The sequence below is a fragment of the Serratia plymuthica genome, assembly GCF_018336935.1.
Lineage (GTDB): Bacteria > Pseudomonadota > Gammaproteobacteria > Enterobacterales > Enterobacteriaceae > Serratia > Serratia plymuthica_B.
Genome location: NZ_CP068771.1, coordinates 204,950 through 221,535, shown reverse-complemented (window position 1 = coordinate 221,535; position 16,586 = coordinate 204,950). Strand labels below are relative to the sequence as shown.

Genomic DNA, 16,586 nt, shown 5'->3' with positions numbered 1-16,586 from the left:
TTGAAATTACATAAAATTAACACAAACAGATCGTTTTATGACCAGTTTTTATTCCTTGTGGTTATAAAAAATAAGCATCATCAGGTTAAAGTTTCACTAGCAATTGTTAGCAAACTATTAATTTTTCGAGTTACTAGATGTATACTCATTTCCGTGACGTAAATCACAGTTCATTGGAACTGATAAAAGAATACGATAAGGTGAGATCATGAAAATTAAAGCTACCGTTGCAACACTAAGCCTGCTATCTGTGCTTTCCTTTGGTGCTTTTGCAGCACAATCCGTTGATGCAGAACAAGCAGCCAAACTGCAGTCCGCAGGCACCATTACCGTCAATGGTATAGCCGGCGCCCCTTCAGATATCCGTCAGGCGCTGTCTGAAAAAGCCGATGCCCATGGCGCGACCGCTTACCGTGTAATCGAAGCGCGCAATGAAGACAACTACCACGTCACGGCTGAAATTTATAAATAAGACCCCGGCATTACCCGGCAACGGGCAATAAATCTCTGGAAACCAGCATTGCCGATAACAGCCTTCAAGAATAATAAACGCTGTAAAGCCCTTCCTGGCTGTTATCGCTACAGGACCCACGACCATGAATATGAAAGCTACCCTCGCGGCAATTAGCCTGATGTCAGCCCTTTCGTTCGGCGCGTCAGCCGCTACGTTGATCACCAATGACCAGACCGCTGATCTTCAGTCTGTCGGCACCATTACCGCCAGTGGCGTCACCGGTTCACCTTCGGATATTCGTCAGGCGCTGTCCGACAAAGCCGATAAGCAAGGCGCTAAAGCGTACCGAGTGATCGAAGCCTACGAAAACGGCAATTGGCACGCGACTGCCGAAATCTACAAATAACAATTCAGAGAACGCGATTGCCGAACTGATTACCCTCGTCACTGCCACTGCCGAGTTCTGTCGTAAACGCGTATTCTCTGAAGATTATCGTCGTCCTATCCGACGAACCCCGTTGCCCTCGCTCGCGAGGGCTTTTTTATGGGCGAAAAAAAGGGCCGCTGACGGCCCTTTATCGAATTGTTCCTGTCGATCAGTAGGTGACTTTCGGCTCTGGTTTATTGGCCAATGCCTCCAGCAGCCGATCGTGGATCCCACCAAATCCGCCGTTACTCATCACCAGGATATGGTCACCCGGCTGAGCGGTTTTCACTATCATATCCACCAACGTGCCGAGATCGGCGCTCCAGTGGGCCGGCTGTACGCAGGCTTCCGCCACTTCCGCCACCTGCCAGGGAATATGGTGCGGCTGGAACAGGAAGACCTCATCGGCGCGGCCAAGCGATGGCGCCAAATCGTTCTTGCTGATGCCCATTTTCATGGTGTTGGAACGCGGTTCAAGCACTGCCAAAATGCGGGCGGTGCCCCCCACTTTGCCGCGCAGAGCGGCCAGGGTCGCCAAAATCGCCGTTGGGTGATGCGCAAAATCGTCGTACACCGTGACGCCGTTGGCTTCGCCGCGCAGCTCCAGACGGCGGCGGGCATTGATGAAATCACCCAGTGCACTGCAGGCATCTGCAGGCTGCACGCCAACGTGACGCGTTGCGGCAATGGCCATCAGGCCATTATGCATGTTGTGCTCGCCCACCAGCGCCCATTTCACCTCGCCAACCTTGTCGCCGTTGAGGAACACTTCATAGTGGCTGGCATCCGGGGTCAGCTTATGCGCCCGCCATGCCCCCTCTTCCCCAACCAGTTCCTGCTCGCTCCAGCATCCCATCGCCATCACCTGTTTCAGGTGATTGTCGTTGTCAGGCAAAATGATCTTGCCCTTGCCCGGCACCAGGCGCACCAGATGATGGAACTGCTTCTGGATCGCTTTCAGATCATCAAAGATATCGGCATGATCAAACTCCAGATTGTTCATGATCAGCGTCCGCGGGCTGTAATGAACAAACTTGGAGCGCTTGTCGAAGAATGCGCAGTCGTATTCATCGGCTTCGATCACAAAGAACGGGCTGCCGCCCAAGCGCGCGGAAACGTCGAAGTTCCCCGGCACGCCGCCGATGACAAAACCGGGCTGATAACCGCAGACTTCCAGGATCCAGGTTGCCATACCGGCCGTGGTGGTTTTACCGTGGGTCCCGGCAACCGCCAGCACCCAGCGATCGCGCAGTACATAGTCATGCAGCCACTGCGGGCCGGAAACGTAAGGGATGCCTTGCTCCAGCACCGCTTCCACGCACGGGTTGCCGCGCGTCATGGCGTTGCCGATGATCACCAGATCCGGCGCGGGATCCAACTGAGCCGGATCGTAGCCCTGGATCAGATCGATCCCCTCTTTCTCCAACAGCGTGCTCATCGGCGGATAGACATTAGCGTCAGAGCCGGTCACCTCATGTCCCAACGAACGAGCCAGTACCGCCAGCCCGCCCATAAAGGTGCCACAGATCCCAAGAATGTGAATGCGCATAGTTTTCTCAATTGAGTACGTCGAATGTTGCCTTATTCTACCGCTCAGAATCGTCCAGAAGAAATGGATTTGCCTATGAATAGCGCTCATCTTTGGGCTACACTGCTCGCGAATACGTTGGCGGTTTGTTAACAAACCGCTACCCATCCGTAGATTCAGGGATTGTGTCATGAAAACGTTAGGCGAATTTATCGTCGAGAAACAGCACGACTTCTCTCACGCCACCGGCGAGCTGACAGCGTTACTTTCTGCAATTAAACTGGGCGCCAAAATCATCCACCGCGACATCAACAAAGCGGGTCTGGTTGATATCCTCGGTACCAGCGGCATTTCCAACGTACAGGGTGAAGTCCAGATGAAACTGGACCTGTTCGCCAACGAAAAGCTGAAAGCGGCATTGAAAGCGCGCGGTGAAGTTGCGGGTATCGCTTCTGAAGAAGAAGATGAAATCGTGATTTTCGATGGCGAGCGGGCTGAAAATGGTAAGTATGTGGTGTTGATGGATCCGTTGGACGGTTCGTCCAACATTGATGTCAACGTCTCGGTCGGTACTATTTTCTCTATCTATCGTCGCATCACCCCGGTCGGCACTCCCGTGACCGAAGAAGATTTCCTGCAACCGGGCAGCGCCCAGGTTGCAGCCGGCTACGTAGTTTATGGTTCCTCTACCATGCTGGTGTACACCACCGGTTATGGCGTGCATGCCTTTACTTACGATCCGTCTCTGGGCGTGTTCTGCCTCTCCCACGAGAAAGTGCGTTACCCTGCCACCGGCAACATGTATTCCATCAACGAAGGCAACTACATCAAGTTTCCTCGCGGCGTGAAGAAATACATTAAGTATTGCCAGGAACAGGACGAAGCGACACAACGCCCTTACACCTCGCGTTACATCGGTTCACTGGTTGCCGACTTCCACCGCAACCTGCTGAAAGGCGGCATCTACATTTATCCAAGCACCGCCAGCCACCCGCAAGGCAAGCTGCGCCTGCTGTATGAATGCAACCCGATGGCGTTCCTGGCGGAACAGGCCGGCGGTAAAGCCAGCGACGGTAAAAACCGTATTCTGGACATTACCCCGGTGAAACTGCACCAGCGCGCACCGTTCTTCGTCGGCACCAAATCCATGGTTGAAGACGCCGAGCGCTTTATCGCCGAAAACCCGGACGAATAAAAGCCTCTCTACAGGAGGCGGCATGCCGCCTCCTGTCACCCATCATAATTTGAACGCCGCCATGCTCTGCGCCAGCAGCTGAGCCTGATCCTCCAGCGAACGCGTCGCCGCCGCAGACTCCTCGACCAACGCAGCGTTTTGTTGCGCGACCTGATCCATCTGTGTCACCGCCAGGTTTACCTGCTCAATACCGCTGCTTTGTTCCCGGGTAGCCGCCGAAATTTCCCGCATCAGCGCCGTCACGCGGCCCACTTCACCGGTGATGCCGTTCATGGTTTTCGCCGCAGATTCCGCCATCTGCGCGCCTTCCTGCACCCGATTCTGCGACGCTTCGATCAACCCTTTAATCTCTTTCGCCGACTGCGCACTGCGCTGTGCCAGGCTGCGCACCTCACCGGCCACCACCGCGAAACCGCGCCCCTGTTCACCGGCGCGTGCCGCTTCGACCGCCGCATTCAGCGCCAGAATATTGGTCTGGAAGGCAATGCCGTCCATCACGCTGATGATATCGGCGATGCGCCGTGAGCTGTCGGTAATCGCCTGCATCTTGTCCATCACCTGGCTGACCACCTCGCTGCCTTGGTTGGCGATATCGGATACGCTCAGCGCCAGTTGGTTGGCCTGCTCGCAATTCTCGGCGTTCATTTTCACCGTCGAGGTCAGCTGTTCCATGCTGGCCGCGGTTTCTTCCAGCGAGGCGGCAGACTCTTCTGTCCGCTGCGCCAGATGCAGGTTACCGGCAGCCAGCTCACGTGAGCCGGTATCAATCTGGCTGCTGGCATCGCGCACCTTGCTGACCGAGCCGACCAGCGCCTGTTGCATGCGTTGCATAGCGCGGATCAAGCGGCCCATCTCGGTATCCCCTTCGCCGGTGATTCGGTGCGTCAGGTCGCCGCCGGCGATATATTCCAGTTGGGCGATAGACTCATCGAGAGGGCGCAGGATAATCACCCGCAGCGCAAACCAGGCCAGTACCGCCAACAGCACGCTGAGCAAGCCGGCCACCACGATCAGGGTGATTTTGGTGCTGGCGTTATTTTCCGCCTCATCCACCCGCTGCTGCCCCACTTTCATGGCAAAGCTGCGGAAATCGCTGAGGTCTTTTTCGAAGGCGATGCTCAGCGCCGAAATCCGGGTTTCCTGAATCTCGTAATAGTCATCGACCTTGCCGGCCTTGATGGCGTCGGCCATTGGCCTGACGCCCTGCTCGAGATAGGCCCGGTAGCTGTTCTGCAAGCGCGCAGAGAGTTCACGCCCGCGTTCGGTAACGGTGCCGACGCTGACAAAGCGCGCCATTTCGTGCTTCGACTGCTCGAGGTAATCATAGATACGGCCTACCGTGGCATCGGAAACCTCAATCTGGCCGATTTCCCGTTGGCGCACCGCCAGCGAAGCGGCGGTTCTGGCGCGCAACGTCAGGTTGGAACTGCTGGCCAGCGATCCCAGTTCCTCCCCCAGGATCTGGTTCAGAGTGTGTAGCGAGCGCGATCCTTCATTAATCGCGTTGACGCCGATCGTGCTGACCATAATCAGCAACAGCGTCGTCAGGCTCAGCAGGGCAATCAGCCCGGCCTTCACCGTAATCTTTTTTAGCATGAGTTCTTCCCGGCTTCAGAAATAGTGAGATTCGGGCGGCGTCTCGTCATTGGCCGCGAGTGCCATGGCGGGATACTGCCTTACGTAGGGGGAGGCAAAACGCGGAACCGGCCTTTGCCGGCTCATTATTATTTGTTGAAGTTATCGGCATCCCGGTGGAAAACTTCACGTCGACGGTGGATTAATCTGGAAATTATCCCCATGGCCCTGGAGCGGGGTCTGGCTGATGAAAAGGGCAGGAAATCGCAAAAGAGTCCGCTATAATAGCCGCCACTCCATTTCTGGTTTGATTAAAGGAAGCCGACATGAGCTTGAATCTGGTCCCAGCTGGCAAAGACCTGCCGGAAGACATCTACGTTGTTATCGAAATCCCGGCTAACGCCGATCCGATCAAATATGAAATCGACAAGGACACCGGAGCGCTGTTCGTTGACCGTTTCATGTCTACCGCGATGTTCTATCCGTGCAACTACGGTTACATCAACCACACCCTGTCTCTGGACGGTGACCCGGTTGACGTGCTGGTGCCGACCCCGTATCCGCTGCAGCCGGGTTCTGTGATCCGCTGCCGTCCGGTAGGCGTACTGAAGATGTCCGACGAAGCCGGTGAAGATGCAAAACTGGTTGCCGTTCCGCACAGCAAACTGACCAAAGAGTACGATCACATCAAAGATGTGAACGACCTGCCAGAACTGCTGCGTGCCCAGATCGCTCACTTCTTCGAGCACTACAAAGATCTGGAAAAAGGCAAATGGGTGAAAGTGGAAGGCTGGGCAGACGCTGCCGCTGCCAAAGCTGAAATCGTTGCCTCTTTCGAACGCGCCGCCAAGAAGTAATTCTTGCCGCCGTCCGATGAAAAAACACCGCTCAATGAGCGGTGTTTTTTTTATTACTTTTCGTCGAGACGCTTCAACCAGTCGCCGCTGTTAATTCGCGGGTAACCGTCGACACTGTGTTTATACAGGTAGATCCACGCACTCCCATAAGGCGTCTGAATCAGCTCGCGCTTATAGTCCTTGGTGTTGCTTTTCAGTTCGTCCAGCTCTGCCAGAATCGATGAGTTAATGCGGTACACCTCACAATGTACCGTGCCCTCTCCAGGGATCGCCGCTGGGTAATGGCCCAGATTATAAATCTGATAGCCTTCGAGCTCATGCTCGCCGAGCCATTGGGCGTTGGTCATCCAATGGCTGTTTCCCTGTTTGCGTCGTAAACTGCCGTAGACAATTATTCGCATCGCTAAAACTCAAACTGATAGAGCAAATCTAATGCCTGGTCGATACCAGACACCGCTTCAAGATACAACTTAGGCATCAGGCGGTAACGCAACGTCAGCGTGGCCAGCGAGTCGAAAATGCCCACCCCATATTTTACTTGTAAGCCAGGGAGAACATAGCCGCTCACGACAACCTGAGAGCTGTCGCCAACCCCCTGAGTGTCCAGGGCCAAATTACTTACGCCAAACGCCTCGCCAATTTTACCCACAAGTTGACCACTTTGTGCAACCCCCATCCCAATTAACATTGAGGTCATTGCGTTGCCGTCGGCGCCGGAACTGCCCAAACCCTGCCCGCGCAGCAGATAAGACAAGGCTTCCTGCTGCGATTTAGTCGGGTCTGAGAACACTTCCAGCTTCGGCGCATCCGCCAGCCCGGTGACGCGAACCCCGGCGGTGACGCCGTCTTCGGTCGAGTCCGGATTGCGGATCGCCTCGATATTGAGCAACGGCTGATCCGGCGGCCCAGAGAAGAGCAGTTGGCCCTTGCGGACAATAAGATCCTGACCATAAGCATGGAAGCGACCGGAAGGGATGTCAATCTGGCCATTGAGGCCCAGCCCTTTCTTGTCTTGCACCACCTTCAGATCGCCTTTCAGGCGGGCTTTCAGACCAAAAGCGTCCAACCGCACATCGTTGCCGACGTGGATCATCAGGTTGCTGTTGATCGGGATCGACGACGCTGTCTTCGGCTGAATAGGCTTCAGTTGATCGTCCAGCATCACCTCGTCGGAAGAGACGCCCACCGCGCTTTCCGGCAACTCCTGCACCGTGATGCGCGCCCAAGGGATATCCACCTTGCCGTTGAGCGAGAACAGCTGCGGCGTGGCCTCAAACACCAGATCCGGTGAAACGTCGATGCGGATCATCGGCGGCACCGTCACCCGCAGCTTGTCGCCCTTGGCGGCGATGCGCGCGCGCCAGGCGTTGATGTCGCGCCAGTCGGCGTCGCCGGCCAGGTTCAACTGCCCGCGCGTGGTGCTGAGCAACCCTTCCAGCGTCGAGGTCATGCCGTTGAAATTCACCGCCAGCCGCGCGTCGGTCATGTCGAAAGGCATCCAGTGCCCCTGCACCTTCGCCCGATCCAACGCCAGCCGGCCGAACACCAGCGGTTTCTGCGCGCTGCCGCCCAGCCGCAGGTTGGCGTTCAGCATGCCCGCCGCACTTTCGCCCTTCATCAGCGCCGGATTAATCATCGCCAGCGAGATATTGGTGATGTTGACGTTGCCGCTAATATTGCGTCGCACCTGCGGATCGGTCACCTGGATCTTGCCGTCGAACTGGCCGTTGTTAACCAGTTTGATCAACCACTCGGCCTGCGCGCGGCCGTTGTTCAGACCGGCGTTGAGGGTCAGGGTGTCGAAGGCGATCGGCAGCGCGTTGCCCTGCACCTGTTGCACCACCTTGACGCCGTTGCCGGCCAGCGTGATTTTGGCCTCCGGCAGCGCGCCGCCCGGTTTCCAACTGACGTCCGCCTTACCGGTGAACACGCCGCTCAGGGCGGTTTCCGGGCCGAGGAACGGCTTGATCATCGCCAGATCGAAGCGGTTCAGCACGACGCTGGCCTGGCCGCTCTGGCCGGCCTCAATGGTTTTCGGCACGCACAGTTCGGCATTCGGGTTCTGCCAGCAGTGCGGCCCGATACTGATTTTCTGTTCGGTATTCAGGTAGTCCAGCGCAATGGCACGCGTTAACCGCCATTCGCCCACAGGGGTATCGAAACGGGTATTGTTCAGGTTGCCGCGCCAGCGCTGCTGCTGGCGATCGAAACTGCCCTGCAGCGCCAGTTGGCCGGATACCGGCTTGCCGTTGATCTTCAGTTGCAGCTGATGCTGTTTTTCGCTGCCTTTGGCATCCAGCGTCAGCAGGCTGATCTCCAGAGCATCCTGCTTCAGTTGTTCAACCCGTACCGCCAGTTGCCCCTGAATCTGATCGCTGGAGCGCACGTCGCCGTCGATTTTCACCCGGTTGATGCGCAGCGCCTGCCACTGCAGGCCGGAAGCGGTCAAATCGGCCAGCAACTGAGGCGCTTGCAGGTTGCCACGCAGTTTAAGCAGGCCTTTCGCCGTACCGCCCAGCCCCGGCAGCGCGCCGTCCAGGCGCGGCGCGTCGATGTTCGCATCCAGATTCCAGCTTTTCTCGTCCAACTGACCTTTAACGTTCAGTTGGTTACGCCCCAGCGTCAGATCGATACCGGGGATTTTCCACTGCCCGGCAGCGTTGCCGCTGAGCGAGCCGCGCGCGGTGACCTTATTTTGCTTCACGTTGCCGTCGAGCTGCAGCACCGGCACCTGCAATTGCCAGCTGCCGCCGTGCAGGCTGCCGCGAGTGGTGATCTTTCCATCCAGCTTCGCCGGCCATTCCGGCCACTGTTTGGCGGTGTTAATGCCGCTTAGCATCAGCTGTGAATTCCAGCTGATCGCCTTGCTCCAGTCCACCAACGCGGTCAAATCGGCATTGCCCTGCAAGGCGGCCAGCCGCAGGCGAGCCAGTTTGAACTGTTCGACGTTGCCTTTGCCATCCAGCGTCAGCACCGCCGGCGGCAGATCCTGGCCTTTGATGTTGGCGCGCGTCGACAGCGCATAGTCGGTCGCCTTACCATTGAAGCGCAGGCGGAAATCATTGATTTGGTATTGCGCCTCGCCGCTCAGCGGCCATTTCAGCTGTTTGCTTTGCAGTGTCAGTGCCAACGGCAAACCGACTTCAGCCAGTTGAGTTTGCATATCCAACTGCGCGCCGACCGGCCCCGACAGATTGAGCGCCACTTTCAGCGCTTCACGCAACCCGCCGCCGACGTTCAGCTTGACCTTCTCGCCCTTCAACGGCTCGACATTCAGCGTGCCGTTCGCCACCATATCCACCGGCCAGTTGCCGGCCAACGTCGCCTGCCCCTGGGCGGACAGCGTGCCCTGCGGCGATTTCACATCAAAATTGTCCAGCTGGATATGCTGGTCTTTGGTGCTGGCCTGCAGCAGCAGGCTGGTGATCAACACCTCGGTGTCGCCGGTCAACCGCAGCTGTTCACCGCTGATTTCCTTGACGGTGATATCCAGCGGCAGGCGAATGTCCGGCAGATCCGGCAGCAGCGGTTTGGCGAACAGTTCTTTCAGCGTTTCGCCCAGCGGCTTCTCTTCCGGCTGTGGCGCAGGCTTGGCAGCCTCATCGACTTTTTCCCCGACCTTTTTCGCCACCTCGACGACCGGCTGCACGGCATCCGGCAATGGGTTTTGCGGCGTTTTCGGCAAAGCGATCAGCAACGAGCTGATTTTAGTCGGCAACAAGGTCAGCGCGCGCTCCTGCCACTGTGCACCGGTGCGGAACTCGCCCAGTGAAATCGCCGTGTCGTCGACGCTGACTTTGACGTTGTTCAGCGCCAGCATACGCAGGGTGATCGGGTACGGCGTGCTCAGATTCGTGGTCGGCTCGCTGGTCTCTTCCACCGGCGCCGACGGCGTCATCTCTTTGGTTTTTACCACCACGTCCACGTCCTGCGCGGTCAGGGCGTTAACGCACAGCGAACTGCGTTTAAAGCAGGACAAATCCAGCGACAGATGGAACTGCCCGGCATTCACCGTCACGCCCGGCATCTGATATTTCACGCCCTTTAGCGTCAAATCGCGCCAACCGCCGCTGACGCCGGCAATCTCCAGCCCCGGTACCCAACGCACAGCCGCGTTGATAACCGTATGCAGGCCGCTGGCGGTGCCGAGCAGATAAGCCAACCCGCCGATCAGCAGCAGCAGAACGATCAGGAATCCCAGACAAATCTTTTTTATCAGGCTCATAATTCAGGCCCCAAACCAATATAGAACTGCACCCCGTGGGTTTCTTTATCCCCAACCGGAGCGGCGATATCCAGCTTCACCGGGCCTACCGGCGACTGCCAGCGCACGCCAAAACCGGCGCCGGTCTTGACGTTGCTTTGCTTGATATCGTTCACCGCCTCGCCGGAATCCACAAACACCGCGCCCCACCATTTGCCGGTCACGTTGTATTGGTATTCCAGCGAGCCGGTCAGCATTTTGGAGGCGCCGGTCAGCTTGCCGTCATCGTCACGGGGTGAAATGCCTTTGTATTTGTAGCCGCGAATACTGCGATCGCCACCGGCGAAGAAACGCAGATCCGGCGGCACTTTTTCAAAGTTATTGGTTTCGATCCAGCCAACCTGCCCGCGTGCGACAAAGCGGTGTTTGTCGGCCAGGGTGCGTATCCAGACGTTTTGCGCCTGTATCAGCGCAAAGTCGACGCCGGAACCCCAGGTAGTATCGGAGACATCAAGGGAATAACGCTGGCTGTCGCCCCAGGTCGGCATCAGACCGCCGCGCGAGCGGGTACGGTTAACGCTGACGCCGGGATACAGCAGCATGGTAGTGTCGGTGACCGTACCCTGGGTAAAGTGGTCCAGACGCCAGGTCAGGTTCAATGCCCGTTGCCAGCCGCTGGAGAGATCCCAATTCCGGGACACCACCGCTTTTGACGTCACGGACTTGGTGTCGTTGAGATCGACGTTCTTGAAGCCCCCCTGCAACAGGTAGTACTGCTCCAACGGGTTCTTCAACAGCGGGATTTTATAGGTCAGATCAAGCTGCTGTTCCGGCGCGGAAATACTGGCGCTGGTTTCCAGGCTATGGCCGCGATCGTTGAGCCACGGTTTTTTCCAGGTGCCTTTTACCCGGGGACCGACGTCGGTGGAATAACCGACCCCGGTTTCGATGGTATTGCGGGTGCGCGGCGTAACCAGCGCATCTAACGGCAAAATCTTGTTCTCTTTGGAGTCTTGGAAATCAGGGGACACCACCACCGAGTTAAACCAGTTGGTGGCGGACAAACGACGGTTCAGTTCGGCCAACTCTTCCGAACTGTAATAATCCCCCTGATGAAAGGGCACCAGATTTTGCAGGTAGTCTTCGCGGATTTGCGAACCCTGGAACTTCACCTTGCCGAAGCGATAGCGCTGCCCGCTGTTGAAGTCGATGTCCCAATAAGCCTTATGCAAATCCTCCGCCACGCCCAGTTGGCTCTTGGTCATATCGGCATCGAAATAGCCTTTGCGCAGCGCCATGCCGGTCAGAGAACCTTTGAAGTCATCGTATTTGCCGTGATTAAGGATCTCGCCTATCGTCGGCCGGCCCTTTTTGACCAGTTCCAGATAGTCTTCGTCGGTTTTCGCGCCGCCTTCCAGTTGAATATTGGCGCCGGCAATCCGTACCGGCTCGCCCGGGTTCACCTTGGCATACAGCACAGGGCGTGCCAGCTCTGGGCGGTCATCCAGCGTAAAATCGATGGTGGGCTGATAATAGCCCAGCGCACGCAGCCCCTGACGGACGGCTTCATCTACGCGTGCGCGGAACCGCCCATCGGCGCTGACCTCTTCCGGCGTAATGGAAGACAGCCGTACCCGGACGTTTTTTTCAAGTTCCCCGCTAAGTCCTTCAACCTGCAGCCGCACATTCGCCGAAAACGCCGCGGGCGTCGCGAGCAGCGCACAAAAAAAGCACAGGGCACGGTATCGTGGCACGCGTTCTCCTTAATTTATTTTACGTTCCTGTTATAACATCGCTCTCTGGTGCCAGGGCAGACTCCGCGCTATCAGGACGGCAGCCCTCTTCAGCGTTATTCCAGACGCTGCGTGTTACCGTTTTACTGTCGCCGTAAACTGGCGCATTCTTCGCTTTTGGCGCTCAAAATACTGCGTTAAGCTGACACTTAATCTCAATATGCAGCTTATTGTGGGCAAAGTTGCGGTTAGATACAACCGAACCGCTGTGTCTTGGGCCAATTCTTACTGTGACAACAGGAGTCAACCGTGGTGCCATTTTTTGATAAAACCCAAACCGTCGACAAGGCGAACGCACTGCCTGGCCGCACGACGCCGATGCCGGTTGCGACGCTCAATGTGGTCACCGATCATTCGATGACCCACGTCCCGGACGGCATGGAGGTAGCGATCTTCGCCATGGGCTGTTTCTGGGGTGTGGAGCGTCTGTTCTGGCAACAACCGGGCGTCTACAGCACCGCCGCAGGCTACAGCGGCGGCTACACGCCAAACCCGACCTACCGCGAAGTGTGCAGCGGCCAGACCGGCCACACCGAAGTGGTGCGCGTCGTGTTTGACCCGAAAATCGTCAGCTATAAGCACCTGCTGCAGGTGTTCTGGGAAAACCACGACCCGGCGCAGGGCATGCGTCAGGGCGGCGATGTCGGCACCCAGTACCGTTCGGCGATTTACACGCTGACGCCGGAACAGCAGAGCGAAGCCGAGAGCAGTCGGCAACGTTTCCAACAGGCGATGGATGCCGCCGGTGACCAGCGAACCATCACCACCGAAGTGACGCCGGCACTGCCGTTCTACTATGCCGAAGACGACCATCAGCAATACCTGCATAAAAATCCCGAAGGCTATTGCGGCCTGGGCGGGATCGGCGTTTGTCTGCCGCCGCAGGGCTAACCTACTATTTTTTAACCGCTGGCGGCCCCTGTGGGGCTACTGCTATACTGTGCGGGGTCGCATTTGCGGCCCTGCTTTTTGATAAAGCTCTGGCGGGCGCGATATGCGGCCCCCGACAATTCTTTTTTTACAATGTACTACCCTTCCTCAAGAGCGCCGTCATCTCGTCGGCACGTATGGATAGATTATGTTAAACAGTATTTTACTGATTCTTTTTCTGATCGCCGTGAGTGCGTTTTTCTCACTGTCGGAAATATCTCTGGCCGCATCACGCAAGATTAAACTGAAAATGATGGCTGACGAAGGTAACGTCAATGCCGCCAAAGTGCTCAAACTGCAGGAAACGCCAGGCCTGTATTTTACCGTAGTGCAGATTGGCCTGAACGCCGTGGCCATTCTCGGCGGTATCGTTGGCGATGCCGCCTTTTCCCCTACTTTCAAACTGCTGTTCGACCGCTTTTTGTCACCTGAACTGGCAGAACAGGTTAGCTTTATCTGTTCGTTCGTATTGGTGACCAGCCTGTTTATTCTGTTCGCAGATTTGACCCCGAAGCGCATCGGTATGATTGCACCAGAGACGTTCGCCGTCCGGATCATCAACCCGATGCGTTTCTCGATCATGCTGTTCCGGCCGCTGGTGTGGTTCTTCAACGGTATGGCAAACCTGATCTTCCGCCTGTTCAAGCTGCCGATGGTGCGTAAAGACGACATCACCTCGGACGACATTTATGCGGTGGTGGAAGCCGGCGCCCTGGCGGGCGTGCTGCGTAAACAGGAACATGAGCTGATCGAAAACGTCTTCGAACTGGAATCGCGCACCGTGCCTTCTTCGATGACCTCGCGTGAAAGCGTGGTTTACTTCGATCTGCGCGAAAGCGAAGAAAGCATCATTGAGAAGGTGTCGACCCATCCGCACTCCAAGTTCCTGGTGTGCGACGGCAATATCGATCAGGTGGTTGGCTACGTCGACTCCAAAGACCTGCTGAACCGCGTGCTGGGCAACCAGAGCCTGGTGCTGAGCAGCGGCGTACAGATCCGTGCGGCACTGATCGTACCGGACACCCTGACGTTGTCCGAAGCGCTGGAAAGCTTTAAAACCGCCGGCGAGGACTTTGCCGTTATTCTTAATGAGTATGCGTTGGTGGTAGGTATCATTACGCTGAATGACGTAATGACCACGCTGATGGGCGATTTGGTGGGCCAGGGCCAGGAAGAGCAGATCGTGGCGCGTGACGAAAGCTCATGGTTGATTGAGGGCGGCACGCCGATCGAAGATGTCATGCGTGTTCTGCACATTGACGAGTTCCCGCAGGCGGGCAACTACGAAACCATTGGCGGCTTTATGATGTACATGCTGCGCAAGATCCCGAAACGCACCGACTTCGTTAAGTACGCCGGCTATAAATTCGAAGTCGTGGACATCGACAGCTACAAGATTGATCAGTTGCTGGTGACCCGATTGAGCGATAAACCTGCGGCGGTACCGCCAAAAGCGCCGGGGGACAACGCCCCCGCCTGACCCCTGCCGGCAAAAACGTCAGCGGCCCCATCAGGGCCGCGATTATTGGAGCTTTTGCAGGTACAAAAATTTACCCCATGAATTTCAAATTGCAGATAACCACGCTGCGGTTTGAAATAAGAAGGGGATAGCGCATTAACCCATCTCTGATTGCAGCAACAGCACCTGCCGGTTCACCTCTGACATCACACTGAAGTGGCGCCTGTCACGAATTTTCGGTATCAGGATTTTCCCTTCGTCGAACTCGAACGCGCCTACATCTTTGATATACAGCCGACCACGAAACAGGGTCTTTACGTACTTCGCCACTTTCAATGGGTTATAACGCTGGAAGATTCTCATTCTTTTGCTCTCCTCCGTTTGGTCCATGCGCTCAGCGAGCCGCCAAGGTGGCAGCCTCTAAAGTAAGAACGCAACTTGATTGCCATGTAGTAGACCTAGTAAAGACCATATCGTTCACTTCCGCCTGGTCATCTTCACTGGATTTACACTTTTTGACAGAATTGTATATGATAATATATAACTTTCTCAGTATATCCCTTCAAAATAAAGGTATTACCTCCCAGAAGGAAAAACTGCGATCCCGCTAACAGGACAGACCTCCGATCACCACCTATGCTTTAGGCTGTTGGGTGCTGTCGGCACCGTCCCCTTCCAAGGAGAAGGCATGAAAAAAAGTAGCATGCTCATTGTATCCCTGCTGTTTGCTCCCCTTTTGGCCTCCGCACACAATTTCCAGCTCCAGCAGCGCGTCGCGCCGGTCGGCGTCAGCGATAAAGGAGAGTTAAATTACGCTAATGATAAGTTTAGCTATAAAAGCTGGAATAGCGCGCAGCTCAGTGGGAAAGTACGTGTGATCCAGCATATTGCCGGCCGCAGCTCCGCCAAGGACATGAACGACCCACTGATAGAAGCGATTAAAAAAGCTAAGCTACCGCACGAACGTTACCAAACGACGACAATCGTGAATACCGACGATGCCCTGCTCGGTACCGCGATGTTTGTTCGCAACAGCATTGAGGACAGCAAGAAAGAGTTTCCGTGGTCGCAATTCGTCGTCGACAGCAACGGTAACGTTCGCAAAGCCTGGGATCTGCAGCCGAAGGGATCGGCCATCGTGGTGCTGGATAAACAGGGCAAGATCCAATTCGCCAAAGACGGTGCCTTGACGCCGGAAGAGGTGCAGCAGGTCATGACCCAACTGCACCAGCTCCTGAACTGATTCAGAACAGCGAAACCCGGAAGCCGGGGTTGAGGAAAGATTCACGCGGCGTATAAAGCAACGGTTGGCCCTTCCAGTCGTGGATCTGCGCCCCGGCAGCTACCGCGACGGCATGGCCGGCGGCGGTATCCCAGATATTGGTCGGCCCGAAACGCGGATAGAGCTGCGCCTTACCTTCCGCCACCAGACAGAACTTCAGCGATGATCCGACAGAAATAGTCTGATGTTCGCCCAGTTGGTTCAGATAATCCTTCAATTCTTCATCGCTGTGGGAGCGGCTCACCACCACCAACGGCGGATGGGCGTTGCTGACGCCAATCGCCTGGCGCTGCCCCTTCTCTTCTTTCCAGGCTTTACCGCGCTCGGCCAGGTACAACACGTCGATCGCCGGGGCATAAACCACGCCCATTACCGCCTGGCCGTCTTCAATCAGCGCGATATTCACCGTAAACTCGCCGTTGCGATTGAGAAATTCCTTGGTGCCATCCAACGGATCGACCAGCCAATAACGCGTCCAGTTCTGACGCACCTCCCAGACCGGAGGATCCTCCTCCGACAGCAGCGGCACGTCCGGCGTTAACGCCGCCAGCCCACGTTTGATAATATGATGCGCCGCCAGATCGGCCGCCGTCACCGGTGAATCATCTTTTTTCTGCGCGACATCAAGCGGTTGTTCACCGTCATACACCGCCATGATTGCCGCCCCCGCCTCGCGGGACAGTTGGCAAATTTGCTCTAACATCATTCACCTCAGATAAATAGCCTAAATAATTGGAGCTGCATCGCGGCGGCAAGTCTACGAATCCCCGGAATCGTGGTCCACTGTGTGACCGGGGCGAGTATGCGCCGCCAACAAAGAGGCAGTTTCAAGTATGACGGGTATGCAGTTCCGTGGGTAATTTCCCTTTCCTCATCGCTAGC

Annotated in this window: 14 protein-coding genes; 7 read left to right on the top strand and 7 right to left on the bottom strand. The window is 56.3% G+C overall.

Features of this window, described 5'->3' with window-relative positions:
- The first annotated feature begins 208 nt into the window (after nucleotides 1–208).
- Entirely contained in the window at nucleotides 209–472 is a 264-nt protein-coding gene (gene yhcN / locus JK621_RS01060; RefSeq protein ID WP_212558289.1) for a peroxide/acid stress response protein YhcN, read from the top strand.
- Nucleotides 473–596: 124 nt separating this feature from the next.
- On the top strand, nucleotides 597–860 hold the full coding sequence (yhcN, locus tag JK621_RS01055; RefSeq protein WP_212558288.1) for a peroxide/acid stress response protein YhcN: 264 nt from the start codon (nucleotides 597–599) through the stop codon (nucleotides 858–860).
- A gap of 190 nt (nucleotides 861–1,050) precedes the next feature.
- Here the strand turns inward: yhcN (JK621_RS01055) and mpl are convergent, their stop codons facing one another.
- Nucleotides 1,051–2,430: a UDP-N-acetylmuramate:L-alanyl-gamma-D-glutamyl-meso-diaminopimelate ligase gene (mpl, locus tag JK621_RS01050; RefSeq protein WP_212558287.1), complete on the bottom strand. Its 1,380-nt coding sequence runs from the start codon at nucleotides 2,428–2,430 to the stop codon at nucleotides 1,051–1,053.
- A gap of 169 nt (nucleotides 2,431–2,599) precedes the next feature.
- Here mpl and fbp point away from each other — a divergent pair, with 169 nt between their 5' ends.
- Nucleotides 2,600–3,604, top strand: a complete 1,005-nt coding sequence (gene fbp / locus JK621_RS01045; RefSeq protein ID WP_004952791.1) for a class 1 fructose-bisphosphatase — start codon at nucleotides 2,600–2,602, stop codon at nucleotides 3,602–3,604.
- A 42-nt stretch (nucleotides 3,605–3,646) separates the two neighbouring features.
- Here fbp and JK621_RS01040 read toward each other — a convergent pair whose 3' ends face one another.
- Nucleotides 3,647–5,200 carry a methyl-accepting chemotaxis protein gene (locus JK621_RS01040; RefSeq protein WP_212558286.1) on the bottom strand — a complete coding sequence of 518 codons (1,554 nt, stop codon included), beginning with the start codon at nucleotides 5,198–5,200 and terminating at the stop codon, nucleotides 3,647–3,649.
- A 305-nt stretch (nucleotides 5,201–5,505) separates the two neighbouring features.
- Here JK621_RS01040 and ppa point away from each other — a divergent pair, with 305 nt between their 5' ends.
- Nucleotides 5,506–6,036, top strand: coding sequence for an inorganic diphosphatase (ppa, locus tag JK621_RS01035; RefSeq protein WP_004952787.1), 531 nt, complete (start codon nucleotides 5,506–5,508; stop codon nucleotides 6,034–6,036).
- Between the two features lie 53 nt (nucleotides 6,037–6,089).
- Here the strand turns inward: ppa and JK621_RS01030 are convergent, their stop codons facing one another.
- Genes JK621_RS01030 through tamA form a run of 3 tightly spaced genes read right to left on the bottom strand, consistent with a single transcriptional unit; the run spans nucleotide 6,090 to nucleotide 11,994 of the window.
- Nucleotides 6,090–6,437, bottom strand: a complete 348-nt coding sequence (locus JK621_RS01030) for a gamma-glutamylcyclotransferase family protein (protein WP_006317485.1) — start codon at nucleotides 6,435–6,437, stop codon at nucleotides 6,090–6,092.
- Nucleotides 6,438–6,439: 2 nt separating this feature from the next.
- Nucleotides 6,440–10,261 (bottom strand): autotransporter assembly complex protein TamB, encoded by a 3,822-nt coding sequence (gene tamB, locus JK621_RS01025; RefSeq protein ID WP_212558285.1) that lies wholly within the window; start codon nucleotides 10,259–10,261, stop codon nucleotides 6,440–6,442.
- Entirely contained in the window at nucleotides 10,258–11,994 is a 1,737-nt protein-coding gene (gene tamA / locus JK621_RS01020; protein WP_212558284.1) for an autotransporter assembly complex protein TamA, read from the bottom strand. Before tamA ends, tamB begins: the two co-directional genes overlap by 4 nt.
- 288 nt (nucleotides 11,995–12,282) lie before the next feature.
- Between tamA and msrA the strand changes: the two genes are divergently transcribed.
- Nucleotides 12,283–12,924 (top strand): peptide-methionine (S)-S-oxide reductase MsrA, encoded by a 642-nt coding sequence (msrA, locus tag JK621_RS01015; RefSeq protein ID WP_212558283.1) that lies wholly within the window; start codon nucleotides 12,283–12,285, stop codon nucleotides 12,922–12,924.
- Nucleotides 12,925–13,111: 187 nt separating this feature from the next.
- Entirely contained in the window at nucleotides 13,112–14,443 is a 1,332-nt protein-coding gene (locus tag JK621_RS01010) for a hemolysin family protein (protein WP_212558282.1), read from the top strand.
- A 135-nt stretch (nucleotides 14,444–14,578) separates the two neighbouring features.
- Here the strand turns inward: JK621_RS01010 and JK621_RS01005 are convergent, their stop codons facing one another.
- Nucleotides 14,579–14,785, bottom strand: coding sequence for a DUF1107 domain-containing protein (locus tag JK621_RS01005; RefSeq protein ID WP_004952776.1), 207 nt, complete (start codon nucleotides 14,783–14,785; stop codon nucleotides 14,579–14,581).
- 325 nt (nucleotides 14,786–15,110) lie between these two features.
- On the opposite strand from JK621_RS01005, the gene JK621_RS01000 reads away from it, so the two are divergent.
- A complete protein-coding gene (locus tag JK621_RS01000; RefSeq protein WP_212558281.1) occupies nucleotides 15,111–15,665 on the top strand; it encodes a YtfJ family protein in 555 nt (184 codons plus the stop codon).
- A 1-nt stretch (nucleotide 15,666) separates the two neighbouring features.
- On the opposite strand, the gene cysQ is transcribed toward JK621_RS01000, so the two are convergent.
- A complete protein-coding gene (gene cysQ / locus JK621_RS00995; protein WP_212560097.1) occupies nucleotides 15,667–16,407 on the bottom strand; it encodes a 3'(2'),5'-bisphosphate nucleotidase CysQ in 741 nt (246 codons plus the stop codon).
- Nucleotides 16,408–16,586 lie beyond the last annotated feature (179 nt).